Source organism: Streptomyces sp. NPDC054794 (assembly GCF_053611585.1).
Genome location: NZ_JBSHAQ010000008.1, coordinates 156,897 through 171,550, shown reverse-complemented (window position 1 = coordinate 171,550; position 14,654 = coordinate 156,897). Strand labels below are relative to the sequence as shown.

The following is a 14,654-nucleotide window of genomic DNA, read 5'->3' as shown; positions in this document are numbered from 1 at the left end:
GGGCCGCCCATGAGTACGGGGCCGAGTGTGGCGCTGTTCAACTCATGTGAAAGAAGTGTGAGTTCGCGACTCTCCGGGTACGGCCGCTCACGCGCCGAACGTGTGGATCGTGGTCGTCCGGTAGGTCTGCCCCGGCCGTAGCACCGTCGACGGGAACGCCGGCTTGTTCGGCGAGTCCGGGAAGTGCTGTGTCTCCAGGCAGAGCGCGTCGCCCTGGCGGTAGGTGCGGCCGCCGGTGCCGGTGAGGGTGCCGTCGAGGAAGTTGCCGGAGTAGAACTGCAGCCCCGGCTGGTCGGTGGCGATGCGCAGGGTGCGGCCGGAGTGCGGGTCGCGCAGGGTGGCGACGTGCTCGGGCCGGGCGGTGACACCCTTGTCCAGCGCCCAGTTGTGGTCGTAGCCCTTGGCCTGCACCTGCTGGGGGTGGGCGGCCCGGATGTCCCGGCCGATCGACTTCGCCTCGCGGAAGTCGAAGGGGGTGCCGTGGACCCTGGCGAGCTTGCCGGTGGGGATCAGGCCCGAGTCGGTGGGGGTGTAGCGGGAGGCGGCGATCGTGAGCTCGTGGTTCTCGATCGTGCCGCTGCCCTCGCCGGCCAGGTTCCAGTAGACGTGGCTGGTGAGGTTGACGACGGTGGCCTTGTCGGTGGTGGCGGCGTAGTCGATGCGCCAGTCGCCGTGCCGGGTGAGGGTGTACGTCACCTTCGTCCGGAGCGTGCCCGGGTAGCCCATCTCGCCGTCGACGCTCGTGTAGTACAGGTGCAGGCCGACGTCGGAGCCCTCGGTGAACGGCTCGACGTCCCAGATGTGCTTGTCGAAGCCCTGCTTGCCGCCGTGCAGGCTGTTCACGCCGTCGTTCACGGACAGCTGGTACGACGTGCCGTCCAAGGAGAACCGGCCCTTGCCGATACGGTTGCCGTAACGGCCGATCAGGGCGCCGAAGTACGGGGTCTTCGCCACGTAGTCGTCGATGTTGTCGAAGCCCAGGGAGACGTTGGCGTAGTGGCCGTGCCGGTCGGGGAGCTCCAGGCCCTGGACGACACCGCCCCAGTTCAGGACCTTCAGCCGGGTGCCGCCGTTCTCCAGCGACCAGCGGTACACCTTGGTGCCGTCGGCGAGCTTTCCGAAGATCGACTTCACCGGCGACTTGCCGGCGGAGGCCTCGGCGGTGCCCGTACCGAGGGTGGTGGCGGCGATACCCGCGGCCGCCGCGCCTGCAATGACCGTACGTCTGTTCAGTTCCATATACGGCACTCCCTTTTTTGTGGCTCGGTTCGCCTCCGGGGCGCCCGTGCCCCTTCGGCTCACTCGCCCAATGGAGGTCGGGCCCCGTACCGGATCCGACGGGGCCCGATCTGAATTACGAACCGGACTTGCGCTTGTTCCACACATCGAAGCCGACCGCCACCAGGAGGGCGAGGCCCTTGATGACCTGTTGCCAGTCGGTGCCGACGCTGAGGAGGTTCATGCCGTTGTTCAGCACGCCGAGGACGAGACCACCGATGATGGCGCCGAGGACGGTGCCGACACCGCCGCTCATCGACGCGCCACCGATGAACGAGGAGGCGATGGCCTCCAGTTCGAAGTTGACGCCCGCCTTCGGCGAGGCCGCGTTCAGACGGGCTGCGACCACCAGACCCGCCAGGGCCGCGAGCACGCCCATGTTCAGGAAGACGTAGAAGGTGACCTTCTTGTCCTTGACGCCGGACAGCTTGGCCGCCGGCAGGTTGCCGCCGATCGCGTAGATGTGGCGGCCGAAGACGGCGTTGCGCATGACGTAGCCGTACCCGACCACCAGCACGCCGAGGATGATCAGCACGATCGGGGCGCCCTTGTAGCTGGCGAGCAGCATCGTGAGGGTGAGGATCGCGGCGACCAGGGCGACCAGCTTGAGCAGGAAGAGACGGCCGGGCAGCACGTCGAGCGCGAACTCCTGCTGTCGGCGCCGGTTTTGGACCTCCTGCCACACCACGGCCGCGATCAGCACGAGGCCGAGGAGCAGCGTGAGGTTGTGGTAGTTGGTGCTGGGGCCGACCGCGGGCAGGAAGCCGTTGCCCATCTTCTGCAGGCCGTCGGGGAAGGGGCCGAGCGTCTGCCCCTCGAGCAGGATCTCGGTGAGTCCGCGAAAGAGCAGCATGCCGGCGAGGGTCACGATGAACGACGGTATGCCGAGATACGCGATCAGGAAGCCCTGGATCGAGCCCGCGACCGCGCCGACCAGCAGACACAGCACCAGCGCGATCGGCCAGGCCAGCCCGTGCTGCACGGTCAGCACGGCCGCGAAGGCGCCCACGAACGCGGTCAGCGAGCCGACCGACAGGTCGATGTGGCCCGCGATGATCACCAGCATCATGCCGATCGCGAGGATCAGGATGTAGCTGTTCTGCAGCACCAGGTTGGAGACGTTGCGCGGCAGCAGCAGGTCCCCCTCGGTCCAGATCGCGAAGAGCACGACGATCAGGCCGAGGGCGATCAGCATGCCGTACTGGCGCATGTTGCGGCGCAGGCCGCTCAGCATCAGCCCGAGCAGGCCCTCGCCCGCGGCCGATCCGCTCCTGCCCGGCGGCGCCGGGGCCGGGGTCCTGGCGGTGACGTCCGTGCTCATCGCGTTACCTCTTTGTCCTTCGTCATCTGGCGCATCAGCACTTCCTGCGTGGCCTCGGCCCGCGGCACCTCACCGGTCAGCCGTCCCGCGGCCATCGTGTAGATGCGGTCGCACATGCCGAGCAGCTCCGGCAGCTCGGAGGAGATGAAGACGACCGCCTTGCCCTGGGCGGCCAGCCGGTCGATGACCGTGTAGATCTCGTACTTGGCGCCCACGTCGATGCCGCGCGTGGGCTCGTCCAGGATCAGTACGTCCGGACCTGCGAAGATCCACTTGCTGAGGACGACCTTCTGCTGGTTGCCGCCGGACAGCTTGCCCACCTGCTCGAAGACGGTCGGCGCCTTGATGTTCATGGACGTGCGGTAGCCCTCGGAGACCTGGCGCTCCTCGTGCTCGTCGACGATCCCCCGCCTGGCGACCTTGCCGAGCGCGGTCAGCGAGATGTTGCGGTTGATGGTGTCGATGAGGTTGAGGCCGTAGTGCTTGCGGTCCTCGGTGACATAGGCGATGCCGTGGCCGACCGCCTCCGGGACGGTCCTGGTACGGATCTCCTTGCCGTCCTTGAGGACCGTGCCGCCCGCGTACCGGCCGTACGTCCGCCCGAAGACGCTCATCGCGAGCTCGGTGCGGCCGGCGCCCATCAGGCCGGCGATGCCGACGATCTCGCCGCGGCGCACCTGGATCGACACGTCGTCGACGACCTTGCGCTGCTGGTCGATCGGGTGGTGCACGGTCCAGTTGCGGATCTCCAGCGCCGGGGCGGCGCCCTCCTGGCCCTCGTGCGGGGTGCGTTCGGGGAAGCGGTGGTCCAGGTCGCGGCCCACCATGCCGGCGATGATCCGCTCCTCGCTGGTCTCCTTCGCCTTCACGTCGAGGGTCTCGATGGACTTCCCGTCGCGGATGATCGTCACCGAGTCGGCGACCCGGCGGATCTCGCCCAGCTTGTGGGAGATGATGATCGAGGTGATGCCCTGGTTCTTCAACTCCAGGATGAGATCGAGGAGTTTGCCGCTGTCCTCGTCGTTCAGGGCCGCCGTCGGCTCGTCGAGGATGAGCAGCTTCACCGACTTCGACAGCGCCTTGGCGATCTCCACGAGCTGCTGCTTGCCGACGCCGACGTCGGCGACCCGGGTCTGCGGGTGCTCGTCGAGCCCGACCCGGCGCAGCAGTTCGGTGGCGTGCCTGAGGGTGTCGTTCCAGTTGATGAGCCCGCGCCTGGCGTGCTCGTTGCCGAGGAAGATGTTCTCCGCGAGGGACAGGTACGGCACCAGCGCCAGCTCCTGGTGGATGATGACGATGCCGTGGTGCTCGCTCGCCCGGATGTCCTTGAAGCGGCAGATCTCCCCCTCGAAGAGGATCTCGCCCTCGTAGCTGCCGTGCGGATGGACGCCGGAGAGCACCTTCATCAGGGTGGACTTTCCGGCCCCGTTCTCGCCGCAGATGGCGTGGACCTCGCCCTGACGGACGGTCAGTGAGACGTCCGACAGCGCCTTGACACCGGGAAAGGTCTTGACGATCGAGCGCATTTCCAGGACGGGTCCCGCCATGGTCGTGCCTTCCAATCCGTGGGTCGCGGGGGTTACTTGAGCTCGGCGGCGGTGTAGTAGCCGCCCTTGACCAGCACGTCCTCGTAGTTGGTCCGGTCGACGCTGACCGGCTGGAGCAGGTAGGAGGGGACGACCTTGCTGCCGTTGTCGTAGGTCTTGGTGTCGTTGACCTCGGGCTTCTTGCCGTGGAGAACGTCGTCGACCATCGTCGAGGCGACGTCGGCGAGCTTGCGGGTGTCCTTGTAGACGGTCTGCGTCTGCTCACCGGCGATGATCGACTTCACCGAGGCGAGTTCGGCGTCCTGGCCGGTGACGACCGGCAGCGGCTTGCTCTTGGAGCCGTAGCCGTCGGACTTGAGCGAGGACAGGATGCCGATGGAGATGCCGTCGTACGGGGAGAGGACCGCGTCGACCCGCCGGCTCTTGTAGGAGGAGGTCAGGATGTCGTCCATGCGCTTCTGCGCGGTGGCGCCGTCCCAGCGCAGGGTGGTGACCTTGGTGAGCTCGGTCTGGCCGGAGCGGACGACCAGCTTCTTGCTGTCGATGTACGGCTTGAGGACGCTCATCGCGCCGTTGAAGAAGTACTTGGTGTTGTTGTCGTCGTTGGAGCCGGCGAACAGCTCGATGTTGAAGGGGCCCTTGCCGTTCTTCAGGCCGAGCCTGTCGACGATGTAACTGGCCTGGAGCTCGCCGACCTTGGTGTTGTCGAAGGAGGCGTAGTAGTCGACGTTCCCGGTGCCGAGGATCAGCCGGTCGTAGGCGATGACCGGGATCTTCGCGTCCGCGGCCTCCTGGAGCACGTTGTTCAGGGACTTGTTGTCGATCGCCGCGACGATCAGGCCCTTGACGCCCTGGGTGATCAGGTTCTCGATCTGCGAGACCTGCTGGTCCGGGTCGTCCTCGCCGTAGACCAGCTTGGTCTTGTAGCCCTTGGCCTCCAGGTCCTTGACGACGTTCTTGCCGTCGGCGATCCAGCGCTCGGAGGACTTGGTCGGCATCGCGATGCCGATGGTGGCGCCCTTGGTGTCGCCGCCCTTGTCCTTGCTGCCGCCCTCGCTGTTCTGGCCGCAGGCGGACAGGGTGAGGGCGAGGGAGGCGGCTGAGGCCACGGCGGCGAGTACGGCTCTGCGGTTGCGCATGTGATCAGTCCTTGGTCTTCTCGGCGGTCTTCGCGACGGTTTTCTCGGGGGTTTGCGGGACGGTCTTCGCGACGTGGGAAGTCCCGGGCGCTTCAGGCGCCGGTGGGAAAGCGGTGGAGCGGGCCGGGCAGCCGGGAGCCGAGCGGCGCCATGTCGCCGTCCGCGCCGTGCCGGGCGAGCAGGTCCAGGGCGAGGCGGCCGCGCCGCACCCGCTCCCGGGCGGTGTCCAGGGTCACGTCCCGCAGATGGGTGCCCCACGGGTAGATGCCGGGAGCCCTGGACAGACCGAACTTGAGATAGAGCGGTGCGCCGCGCCGGATGAGCTCGGCGATCTCGTACATCCGGATGTATCCGCCGAGGTCGTCGGGGGCCTCGATGTACATGTCCATGGGGGCGCCGGACACCCGGCGGATCTCGGTGAGGTGATCGAGCGTCAGATCGCTGGGCACGTTGATCGAGTCGGCGCCGAGCCGCTCGTACACCGCGTACGCGGCCGGGTTGACCGGCCCGATCAGCGCCGAGACCTTGAGCGTGGTGTCGGCCGGGACGATCCCGGTCTGCCGTGCCCGGTGCAGGGTCCACAGCACGCCCTCGTCGGCGACCAGCAGGCACTTGACGCCCAACTCGGTGGCCCGGACGGCGTCTTCGACGCAGCCGGCGACCGCGTCGTGGCCGCGGGCGCGCAGGCCGGCCCCCCGCGAGTCGGTGCGCACCGAGCCGCCGATGTCCCAGGTGCCGCGCGGGCCGGTGAACAGGCAGAGCTCGATGCCGCGTTCGTCGGTTGCCTCGACCATCTCGGTGATCTCGGCGTCGGTCAGCATCCACACGCCGCTGCCCTGGCTGATCCGGTGGATCGGCACGTCGAGCCGGGAGGACTCCTTGAGGACGGCCGCCAGCGCCTCGGGACCCTCGCACGAGGGGATCTCGGTGCGCCAGCGACCGCCGCCCGGGAAGCCGTGGGCGGAGGCGTCGGCGGGGTCGAGGGCGGGCGCGCCCAGGCCCAGGGCGGTGAGTGCCTGCTCACCGGGCCTGCGGGCTGCCGTGGCGGAAGCGTCGGTCACGAGCTGTCCTTCGTGTTCGATATTTCGTACGAGGTTCGGGTCTCGGGGCAGAAAAAGGGGCCGGGGGTACGCCGGTCACGGCGCGGTCAGGTAACGCCGCGACCGGCGTACAGCTAGGGCCGGAGCAGCACCTTGCCGACCTTCGGGTCGCCGGACCCCACGAGCTCGATGGCCCGGGAGAACTGGGTCAGCGGCAGTCGGTGCGTGACCAGGGGCAGCGGTTCGAGCAGGCCGGCGCCGAAGACCCGTACCGTGTGCGCCCAGGCGTCCGGCGGCGCCCCGAAGACGGTGTGCACCGCCAGCTGCCGTACGACCAGGTCGGTCGGGTCGAGACCCGCGGCGCCCGGCGCCGGGATGCCCGTCAGGACCAGGCGTCCGCCGCGCCTGAGCAGCGAGGCGGCGGTGCGCGCGGCGGACGCGGACCCGGCGGTCTCGACGACGACGTCGAAGTCGTCGGGCAGCGGCCGGTCCTTCGTACGGAAGTCGGTGGCGCCGAACCGGCGGGAGAGGGCCTCCCGGTCGTCGCGGGTGCCGACCACCAGGAGCTCGACCGGGGAGATCGCCCGCAGGAACTGCACGGCGAACATCCCGAGCGTCCCGGTGCCGACCACCGCGACCCGCTCGCCCGGCCGGGCGTCCGCCTTGAGCGCGGCGGCCGCGACACAGGCGGCCGGCTCCAGGAGGGCGGCGGAGGTGAGGTCGGCCGCGTCGGGCAGGACGTGCAGCAGCCGGGCGGGCAGCGTCAACGTCGTGGCCATGGCGCCCGGCTGGGTGAAGCCGGTCTCCTCGTAGCCCGCGGTGCACAGGGTGGTCTCGCCCGCGTGGCAGCGGTCGCACACCTGGCAGTTGCGGAAGCCCTCGCCGACGACCTTGCGGCCGACCAGGGAGTCCGGCACCCCGGCGCCCACCTTTCGCACCGTCCCGGACCACTCGTGGCCGGGCGTCAGCGGGTAACGGACGTACCCCGCGGGCCGGTTGCCCTGGTACAGCTCCCGGTCACTGCCGCAGATGCCCACGGCGTGCACGGCGATCAGCGCCTCGCCCGGACCGGGTTCGCGCGGCTCGTGCGGGACGACGCGGTGCTCGCCCGGCGCCTCGACGACGACCGCGGTGCTCACTGCGCGCCCTTCGGCCTGCGCTGCTCCCAGCCGTCGGCCCACAGGTCGAACCGGGCCTGCTGCTGCGGGAACTCGGCGGCCGCGTCGGCGTCGAACTCGACGCCGAGACCCGGCGCGTCGGACAGGTGGAAGTAGCCGTCGACCACCTCCGGCGCGCCCTTGACGACCTTCTTGATGTCCGCGTCGGCGAAGTCGTTGAAGTGCTCCAGGATCTTGAAGTTCGGGGTGGTGAACCCGACCTGGAGGGAGGCGGCGGTGAGCACCGAACCGCCCACGTTGTGCGGGGCGACGAGGACGTAGTGCGTCTCTGCGGTCGCGGCCAGCTTCCGGGTCTCCCAGATGCCGCCGATGTGGCCGACGTCCGGCTGGACGATGTCGGCGGCCTGGCTCTCGAAGAGCTCGCGGAACTCGATCCGGTCGTGGATCCGCTCGCCGGTGGCCACCGGCAGGTCCACCTTCGCCGCGACCTTCTCCAGCGCCTTGAGGTTCTCCGGCGGCACCGGCTCCTCCAGCCACGCGGGCTTGAAGGGGGCCAGCTCGTGGGCCAGCCGGACGGCGGTGGCGGGGGAGAAGCGGCCGTGCATCTCCAGCATCAGCTCGGTGTCCGGGCCGATCGCGTCGCGCACCGCCTCGATGAGGGAGACGGAGTAGAGGCTCTGCTCGTGGTCGAGCTCGAAGTGCCCGGTGCCGAACGGGTCGATCTTGAGGGCCCGGTATCCGCGGGCGACGACCTCTTGTGCGGCCTTGTGGTACGCCTCCGGGGTTCGCTCGGTGGTGTACCACCCGTTGGCGTACGCCTTGACCCGGTCGGTGACCTTGCCGCCGAGCAGCTGCCAGACCGGAACGCCGAGCGCCTTGCCCTTGATGTCCCAGCAGGCCGTCTCGACGACCGCGATGCCGGACATGACGATCTCGCCGGCCCGTCCGTAGTCGCCGTACTTCATGCGGCGCACGAGATCCTCGACGGCGAACGGGTCCGATCCGAGAATGTGGTTGGCCTCGGCCTCCCGCAGGTAGCCGATCAGCGCGTCGGTGTGGCCGAGCATCCGGGTCTCGCCGACTCCCGTGATCCCTTCGTCGGTGTGCACCTGGACGTAGGTCAGGTTGCGCCACGGCGTCCCGACCACGTGTGTGCTGATTCCGGTGATGCGCACGGCAGTTGCCCCTCAGATGTTCGATATTTCGTCACACGTTCGAAATGTTGGCGTGACAGTAAGGATGGGACGGCGGGGGTGTCAATGGGGCGAACGGATATCGGTTTCGGCAAGGATGTCGAGAACTCTTTCGGTCTCCCACAGAACCTTCACAGGGGCGCCTAGGAACGTGACCCTCCGGGAACTTAGTCTTCCCGCGTCATGGACTACTGCCTCCCGTGCCGTAGGCACCTCAACGGCGCTCTCGCCTGCCCGGGGTGCGGCACTCCCGTCGAACAGCTCCGCGCGTACCCGGAGGAACCGGGCGCGCGCCCGTACGATCCGTACCCGTACAAGAACCAGAACCCCTACGACAGTTACGACGACGGGGACGACCGCGACGGCGGGGACGACGGTGGCGAGCACGCCGACTCCGGCGAGGGCCACGACGACGAGGACGCCGACGCCGACGCCGACGAACACCACGCGCGCGGCGACGAGGCCGAGCCGTCGGGGCGTGCGGCCCGGCGCCGGGAACAGACGCGCGGCCGGGGCCGTGGGCGTGGGCGGGGCGGGGACGAGGAGGGCCCGGCAGGTGCCGAGGGCAGCCGTCGCGACCGCAAGGCCGCGGCCCACCGCCGCCGACGCCGCCGGGCCCTGTTGATAACCGCGGGTTTCGTCCTGGCGGCCGGTGGCCTCAGCCTCGCCGAACTCGGCATGGACGCCCCGTTCTCCAGCCAGCGGCCGGCCGCGGCCGGCAACGACTCCACGGACGGTGGCGCGAGTTCCTCGGACTCGGGGGAGTCGGCGAAGCCCCTGGACGACGGGTCCGCGGGTACGAAGGCCGGATCCGCCTCGCCGGACGCCTCGGCCTCCCCGTCCGCCTCCGAGTCCGCGAAGGACAAGGCGTCGAAGTCCCCCGACGACAAGAGCACCGACGCGTCGGAGCAGTCGGCCGTCGCGGGCACGGGCGGGCCGACCACGGCCCCCACGTCACCGGCCACCTCCCGGCCGGCGTCCACCCCGAGCGCGAACCCGACGCCGTCCGGCCCGGCACCGGTTCCTTCCCCGTCGAGGACGTGCAAGCAGTTCCTGTGGTGGTGCACCTGAGCGTTCCCCGCCGCGACGGCGCGACCGCGAGGGCGGCCGACGGGGACGGGGCCGGTGTGACCGCGAGGGTGGTCGACCGGGCCTAGACCGGCGTGACCGCCACCGTCACCCCCGGCTCCGCCGCCGGGCTCACCGCCGCCGACACCCGTATCGCCGTGGCCCGCGCCACGCGTCCGGTACGGGCGGCTGCCGTCAGGAGCAGCGGCTGGAGTTGCTCCAGGCCCGTCACCAGGAGCTCCTCGCCGGCGATCAGCACGGGCCGGGCCGCCCTGGTCGCCGCGGCGACCGCCTCCGTCACATCGGCCAGCGGCGGGAGCGCGGCGCGGACGAGACCGGCGCCCACCGCGGCCGCCCGCTCCGCCAGCGCCACCTGGACGGGCAGGAGGGGAGCCACGGCCGCCGTGACGGCGTCCGCGATGCGGCGCAGTTCGGGGGAGGAGTCGCGCAGGACCTCGGCCGCCGCCCGGATCGCGGGGGTGAGGGCCAGAAACGCGCCCGCCGCCATCCCGGCCAGGGTGGGCAGCAGCGGGGACATCGCCTCGGCCAGCTCCCCGAGCACGGCCGCGAACTCCTCCACGGCGGGCTCCACCGCGTCCAGCACCGGCAGCAGGCTGTCGCCGAGGGCGGCCAGCAGGGCCTGGGCCGGTTCGCTGACCGGGTGCGCCGCCAGCGGCATCCCGCTCGTGCCCAGCCGGGTCAGCGTGTCCACGATCCGGTAGAACGCCTCCTGCGCCTGCGGTGACGCGCTCGCCTCGGCCAGCTCCGCCGTCGTCTCGCGCAGCACCCGCAGCAGCTCGGTGCCCGAACCGTCGCGCGGATCCAGGGTGTTGATCGCGATTTTGGTGATGTTCCCGGCCGTGTCCAGGAGTTGACCGGTGATGTCGGTGGTGCTGCGTGCCATGCGCAGCACCTCGTCCCTGCTGGGGAGCGAAGGAATCGTCGCCATGGGCCCTCCCGCCCTCTCCTCGGCCTCTGCCCGACGGCCTGACTCGAACCCACCGCGCGGACCCGCCCACAGCATGCCCCGTCCGACCCCTCTCGCATCGGCCATCCGGGGCAACGGTGACACCCACGCTCGCCTGTTGCTGTTGAGTCGAACAGGTACGTCTCGCCGTACCGCTCTCAGGAATCGTCAGAGGAGGTACGCGTGCGCCCCACCGCAGGAGCCGTTCCCCCGAGATCCGTTCTGGTCACGACCCTTGCCGTCCTGGCGCTCGTCACCGCGGCGGCCCCCGCCCGAACCACCGGTGCGGACCCCGCCCGAGCCGCCGGAGCCGGAGCCGGTTCCGGCGTCGCCCCCGCCCTCCGGGAGGGTTCCGCCACAGAGCACCGGGCGGCCGACGCCCCGGCGGCAGCGGCCCGCACGGCCCTCACCGCACAGCTCCCCGACCTCGCCGACGCCGGCCGCGGCTACCCGCGCCGACAGGTCCTCACCCCCGACCCGGAGAACCCCGCCGACCGCTCCCTCAAGCTCGGCCTCGTCCCGTACCACGCCATCGCCCCCCAGTTGAACGCCCTCCAGCGCCTCGGTGACCGGGTGAGCGTGGAGGTCGCGGGCCGCTCGGCCGGCGGGCACCGGCTCTACCTCGTCACCGTGACCGCCCCGGAGACCGCCGCCGAGACCCGCGCCCAGGAGCAGATGCGCGACCGCATCGAGAACGCGCCCGCGGCGGCCGGCGAGGACCCCGCGATCAAGGCGTCCTACAAGACCCCGGTCTTCTTCAACAGCAACATCCACGGCGACGAGCGGGAGGGCACCGACGCCGCCCTGAAGCTCATCGAGCGGCTCGCGACCGCGAACGACGCGAGCACCGCGGACCTCCTCGCGCACAGCCGCCTGTACTTCGACCTCACCGCCAACCCGGACGGCCGGATCGCGGGCACCCGCGCCAACGCGGCCGGCTTCGACCTGAACCGGGACTTCGTCACCGCCTCCCAGCCCGAGGTGCGGACGATGCGGCAGATCGAGATCGACAAGCAGCCGGCCGTCATGCTGGACCTGCACGGCTACGTCAACGGCACCCTCATCGAGCCGGCCACCCCGCCGCACGGCGAGAACTACGAGTACGACCTGTTCCTGAAGAACACCTACGCCAACGCCCTCGGCATGGAGGCCGCCGTCAACGGCCTTCGTTACACCCCGGCGAAGGACGGCGTCGCACCGGTCCAGATCCCCTTCCGCGACCAGCGGGAGGGCTGGGACGACTGGCCCCCGGTCTTCACCCCGCAGTACGCGGCCTTCCACGGCGCGGTCGCCGCGCACACCGTCGAGATCCCCCTGGCCGTCAACAACGCGGCCTACGACACCCTGCCGGTGACCGAACTGAAGCGCAGGGCCGCGATCGACGTGGCCGTCGCCGGGGCCGCCATGCGCGCCACGCTCGACTTCGCCCGCTCCCACCGGACCTCGCTCATCGCCGACCAGATCGAGGTCTTCCAGCGCGGGACGGCGGGCGCCGCGCAGGTGCCGGTGTCGCCGAAGACGGTGCCTGGCGTGCCCGGCATCGGGCCCGAGGACGTCTGCACGACGACGTTCCCGCGGGCGTACGTCGTCCCGGCGGGCCGCTCCCAGCGTTCCGCCACCGCCGCCGCACGGCTCGTCGACCACCTCCTCGCCAACGACGTCCGCGTCGGCCGCGCCACCGGGGACCTCCGGCTCGGCGGACGGACGTACCCGAGCGGCTCCTACCTCGTCGACCTGCACCAGCCCAAGCGCGGTCTGGCGAACGCGCTGCTCGCCGACGGCCGGGACATCAGCGACAAGGTGTCGGTGATGTACGACATCTCGGGCTGGAGCCTGGGCCGGCTGTGGGGCGCCACCGTCGAGGCCGTACCGGACGGCCGGCTGTCCGGGCTCCCGGTCGGCGCCGTCCACGAGGCCGCCGCCGTCGGACACGTCGCCCCGAGCGGCGATCTGCGGCTGCGGCTGGACGACCCACGGGAGCTGGCGGCGCTGAACGCGCTGCTCGCCTGGCACGTGTCCGTACGTCTCGCGGGCGACGGCAGCGCGGTGGTCCCGGCCTCGGCGCGCGCGGCGGCGGCCGACGCGGCCCGGACGTACGACGTCTCCTTCGACGCCACCACCCTCGGGCCCGCCACCGCGGCCCTGCGCCGCCCGCGCGTGGCGGCCGCCGTCACCCCCGGCGAGCTGTTCGCTCTGCGGGAGATGAACTTCGACGTCGTACCCGTGTCCACCGAGATCCTGGACGCGGGCTTCGACTGGTCGCGGGCGGACGTGCTGTTCGTGTCGGCCGGGCTGGACCGCGACGACCTGGACGCGCCGGCCCGCCGGGTCCTGGACGCCTTCCTCGCCGGGCACGGCCTCGTCGGCCGGGGTGCGGTCGGGGCGGCGCTCGGCTCGGCGGCAGGGCTGGCCGCGAAGGCGGCCGAAGGCAGTCCGGACGCCAACGGGGTGGTGCGCGTGGTGAATTCGGGTCCGGTCACCGCCGGCGCCCCGGACCACTCCTTCGTCTACGCACCCGTCTGGTTCACCGATCTCGGGCCGGGGGTCCGGGTCGAGCAGTCGTACGCGACCGGGAACCCGCTTCTCGCCGGCCACTGGCGGCCGGGGGCCGACGGCTTCGGCGGGCCGGGCGCGGCGGCGGGACAGGCCTCGGTGGTGAGCGGCCCGCGTGCGGTGCTGTTCGGCACCGAACCCCTCTTCCGGGACCACCCGAAGGGGGAACTCGCCCAGGTCGGAAGGGCGTTGTTCACAATGGGAGCAGCGAGCAGCGGCTCGGTTGAGGAGAGCGGATGACGCAGGAGATCACCGTCCACGGCACGGTCGCCGAGGGCTATGAGCCGGTGCGCGAGGAGTTCACCGCGTTCGTCGCCACCGAACGCGTCGACTACGAGGGCCAGTTGTGCGCGTACGTCCACGGGCGACGGGTCGTCGACCTGTGGGCCGGGGACGGCGTCGACGGCGACTGCCTCTACGGCGTGTACTCGTCGACCAAGGGAGCCGCCCACCTGGTGGTGGCGATGCTCGTGCAGGACGGCACGCTGGAGCTGGACCGCAAGGTCACCTACTACTGGCCGGAGTTCGCCGCCGAGGGCAAGGGGGCGCTGACCCTGCGTGAGCTGATCGCGCACCGGGCGGGTCTGGTCGGCACCGACTCCGGATTCACCCCGGCGGAGCTGGCCGACGACCGGGCGATGGCCGAACGCCTCGCCGACCAGCGGCCGTTCTGGCGCCCCGGCACGGCCTTCGGCTACCACGCCCTGGTCATCGGCGCGCTCACCGGCGAGGTCGTACGGCGCGCGACGGGCCGCACCCTGCAGGAGCTGTACCAGGAGCGGGTCCGCGTTCCCTACGACCTCGACTTCTTCCTGGGCCTGCCATCCGCGCACGAGCCCCGTTTCCGCAGCACCCTGCCGATGCTCCCGACGGCCCAGCAGCGCGCGCTGCTCGACACCGTCCCGTCCGGCCCGCACACGCTCGCCGCGATCGCGTTCAACGAGCACGCGGCCGAACCCACCGATCTGGAGTCCCTGCTCAACGAGCCGCTGATCCGCGCCAAGGGCCCGGCCTCGGTGGGCGGGGTCGCCTCGGCGCGCGGTCTGGCCGGGATGTACGCGGCGCTGCTCAGCGAGATCGACGGCAAGGCACCGCTGCTGAAGGAGGACACGGTGGCGGAGTTCGGCCAGTACCACTCCGTGGGGTACGACCTGGTGGCCCGCGCCCACAAGTCGTACGGCCTGGGCTTCCAGGCCACCGCCGACACCTGGCACCCCTTCCTGGGCGCCGGCGCGATCGGCCACAGCGGCGCGGCGGGTTCGCAGGCCTTCGCCGACCCGCGCAGCGGCGTCGCCTACGGCTACACGCGGCGTCGCTTCGCGTTCCCGGGAGGGGCGGCCGCGGAGAACGACCGGCTGGCCGGGGCGGTGCACCGGGCGGCACTGGCCCACTGACGACGAGAGGCCGCACCCCCGTCCCCAAGGGTGCGG

At 71.0% G+C, this 14,654-nt stretch carries 11 protein-coding genes; 3 read left to right on the top strand and 8 right to left on the bottom strand.

The window, feature by feature from the left end:
• Positions 1–87: 87 nt before the first annotated feature.
• From ACWGKT_RS11090 to ACWGKT_RS11060, 7 genes are all read right to left on the bottom strand, one after another.
• Positions 88–1,239 carry an aldose epimerase family protein gene (locus ACWGKT_RS11090; RefSeq protein ID WP_453273334.1) on the bottom strand — a complete coding sequence of 384 codons (1,152 nt, stop codon included), beginning with the start codon at positions 1,237–1,239 and terminating at the stop codon, positions 88–90.
• Positions 1,240–1,354: 115 nt separating this feature from the next.
• Positions 1,355–2,599: a multiple monosaccharide ABC transporter permease gene (mmsB, locus tag ACWGKT_RS11085; RefSeq protein WP_453273333.1), complete on the bottom strand. Its 1,245-nt coding sequence runs from the start codon at positions 2,597–2,599 to the stop codon at positions 1,355–1,357.
• Positions 2,596–4,146: a multiple monosaccharide ABC transporter ATP-binding protein gene (gene mmsA, locus ACWGKT_RS11080; RefSeq protein WP_453273332.1), complete on the bottom strand. Its 1,551-nt coding sequence runs from the start codon at positions 4,144–4,146 to the stop codon at positions 2,596–2,598. Before mmsA ends, mmsB begins: the two co-directional genes overlap by 4 nt.
• A gap of 32 nt (positions 4,147–4,178) precedes the next feature.
• Positions 4,179–5,285, bottom strand: coding sequence for a multiple monosaccharide ABC transporter substrate-binding protein (gene chvE, locus ACWGKT_RS11075; RefSeq protein ID WP_453273331.1), 1,107 nt, complete (start codon positions 5,283–5,285; stop codon positions 4,179–4,181).
• A 92-nt stretch (positions 5,286–5,377) separates the two neighbouring features.
• Positions 5,378–6,346 (bottom strand): hypothetical protein, encoded by a 969-nt coding sequence (locus ACWGKT_RS11070; protein WP_453273330.1) that lies wholly within the window; start codon positions 6,344–6,346, stop codon positions 5,378–5,380.
• A 113-nt stretch (positions 6,347–6,459) separates the two neighbouring features.
• Positions 6,460–7,464, bottom strand: coding sequence for a zinc-dependent alcohol dehydrogenase (locus ACWGKT_RS11065; protein ID WP_453273329.1), 1,005 nt, complete (start codon positions 7,462–7,464; stop codon positions 6,460–6,462).
• Positions 7,461–8,618, bottom strand: a complete 1,158-nt coding sequence (locus ACWGKT_RS11060) for a mandelate racemase/muconate lactonizing enzyme family protein (RefSeq protein ID WP_356150005.1) — start codon at positions 8,616–8,618, stop codon at positions 7,461–7,463. Before ACWGKT_RS11060 ends, ACWGKT_RS11065 begins: the two co-directional genes overlap by 4 nt.
• Before the next feature lie 201 nt (positions 8,619–8,819).
• Here ACWGKT_RS11060 and ACWGKT_RS11055 point away from each other — a divergent pair, with 201 nt between their 5' ends.
• Entirely contained in the window at positions 8,820–9,707 is an 888-nt protein-coding gene (locus tag ACWGKT_RS11055; protein WP_453273328.1) for an SCO2400 family protein, read from the top strand.
• Between the two features lie 82 nt (positions 9,708–9,789).
• Here ACWGKT_RS11055 and ACWGKT_RS11050 read toward each other — a convergent pair whose 3' ends face one another.
• Positions 9,790–10,653 carry a hypothetical protein gene (locus ACWGKT_RS11050; protein WP_453273327.1) on the bottom strand — a complete coding sequence of 288 codons (864 nt, stop codon included), beginning with the start codon at positions 10,651–10,653 and terminating at the stop codon, positions 9,790–9,792.
• A 201-nt stretch (positions 10,654–10,854) separates the two neighbouring features.
• On the opposite strand from ACWGKT_RS11050, the gene ACWGKT_RS11045 reads away from it, so the two are divergent.
• On the top strand, positions 10,855–13,464 hold the full coding sequence (locus tag ACWGKT_RS11045) for a M14 family zinc carboxypeptidase (RefSeq protein WP_453273326.1): 2,610 nt from the start codon (positions 10,855–10,857) through the stop codon (positions 13,462–13,464).
• Positions 13,461–14,618, top strand: coding sequence for a serine hydrolase domain-containing protein (locus ACWGKT_RS11040; protein ID WP_453273325.1), 1,158 nt, complete (start codon positions 13,461–13,463; stop codon positions 14,616–14,618). Before ACWGKT_RS11045 ends, ACWGKT_RS11040 begins: the two co-directional genes overlap by 4 nt.
• The last annotated feature ends 36 nt before the right edge of the window (positions 14,619–14,654 follow it).

Bases quoted from the DNA above. Each gene is read 5' to 3' on its own strand.
- ACWGKT_RS11090 (WP_453273334.1), bottom strand. From the start codon at position 1,239: ATGGAACTGAACAGACGTACGGTCATTGCAGGCGCGGCGGCCGCGGGT.
- mmsB (WP_453273333.1), bottom strand. From the start codon at position 2,599: ATGAGCACGGACGTCACCGCCAGGACCCCGGCCCCGGCGCCGCCGGGC.
- ACWGKT_RS11040 (WP_453273325.1), top strand. From the start codon at position 13,461: ATGACGCAGGAGATCACCGTCCACGGCACGGTCGCCGAGGGCTATGAG.
- ACWGKT_RS11050 (WP_453273327.1), bottom strand. From the start codon at position 10,653: ATGGCGACGATTCCTTCGCTCCCCAGCAGGGACGAGGTGCTGCGCATG.
- mmsA (WP_453273332.1), bottom strand. From the start codon at position 4,146: ATGGCGGGACCCGTCCTGGAAATGCGCTCGATCGTCAAGACCTTTCCC.
- ACWGKT_RS11055 (WP_453273328.1), top strand. From the start codon at position 8,820: ATGGACTACTGCCTCCCGTGCCGTAGGCACCTCAACGGCGCTCTCGCC.
- chvE (WP_453273331.1), bottom strand. From the start codon at position 5,285: ATGCGCAACCGCAGAGCCGTACTCGCCGCCGTGGCCTCAGCCGCCTCC.